This window comes from Microbacterium sp. P5_E9 (assembly GCF_054049175.1).
In genome coordinates, this window is sequence record NZ_JBFUMV010000037.1 from 1 (window position 1) to 1224 (window position 1224).

Below are 1224 nucleotides of genomic sequence, written 5' to 3' on the forward strand. Positions count from 1 at the left end.
GGGCGTCCGCTGGGCGCATCGTGAACAGCGGGGTCGAACACGGCAACTTCGTCGCGAGTGCCGATTGCCTCGATACCCTGGACGCGCACCACCTGTCGGAGACGGGTCGCAAGTTGGTCGGCGTTGAGGTTCCGTGCCTCCGACTCCGCGGTGGCGAGAATACGTGCGACAAGACGATATGCATCTCGCTCGGCCTGCAGCAAGGTGGCGTCGTGAACGGAATCATGCGAGTCCGCGGCGCTGTCCAGTCGGCGCTGGAGCTCCGCAATCCGACTGTTTGCGTCGGAGGCGATCGCCGTCTGCCGTGACGCCCTATTTTCGGCGTCAGCCGTGCGAGCTTCGAGCCTGGAAACGGCTGATGTGAGGTCGTCGATCAGGTCCTGCCGACCCAGGAACTGAAGCCACTGCCGGACTGCCGAATCGGTGCCGCCTACACGCTGGAATGCCTTCGAAGCGGTCTCAGGAGCGACAGAAGTCGCAATCGCTCCAGAGGCGAGCAGGCTGAGCAGCCTCCCGCGGGTTGTTGCAGCCAAGATTGCCTGCTTAGCTATCTCGCCCACGCGTGATCGCCAGGACGGAACCCTAGTCAAACGCGCGCTATCGGCATCGCTCAGTGCGATGAGCTCGTCCGGCCCGAGGCCCTCGAGCCAATCGGCCGGGAGCGCAAGTGTTTCGTCGGCGGACAACGCGACAAGAAAGCGGAAACGCCCACCACCGGGATTAAACGGAAGCTTGACGATGTGCGGCTTCAGCCGGTCGATATCACCGGTGGATCCGCTCCCACGCGCCCGCAGGGCTGTAGCCATTGCGCCAGCAAGTGCGTCGGCGGAGCTGAGGAACTGCGGGGTCGCGCTTGCCAAGACGCTCAGGGTGCTTGGCATCTTCAGTACGGCGCCAGATGCAACCTCGTCTCGAGTGCGATCTGCCGCCTTTCTCGGCGCGAGCAGCGCCTCCACGGCCCGCGCAAAGGGGCCGAGCGCCTTCTCGCGGTCCTTCACGGTCAGCGCCTGAATTCGGCGGGCGAGAGCCTCTAGCGTTTCAGGACTCCGAGGGTCCGCGGACCATGAGCTCAGTTGTTCTCGAGTAAGCAAATCCTTAGCAAGGAGAAGCGACGTGCTTGCTCGCCACCGGTCGTCGGGCTCCAATGCGCCAATTGCCGCGCGAACTTTCGACGCGGGCGAGGTGAGCGGACCCTGCTGCTTGGTGGGCTCCTCGAAGAGCTGC

At 64.4% G+C, this 1224-nt stretch carries 1 protein-coding gene; it reads right to left on the reverse strand.

The genetic code is table 11. The features are described from left to right. Positions 1-998: hypothetical protein (locus ACXJ3V_RS20055; RefSeq protein ID WP_457102118.1), on the reverse strand; the 998-nt coding region annotated here is incomplete at its 3' end. Positions 999-1224: the final 226 nt, after the last annotated feature.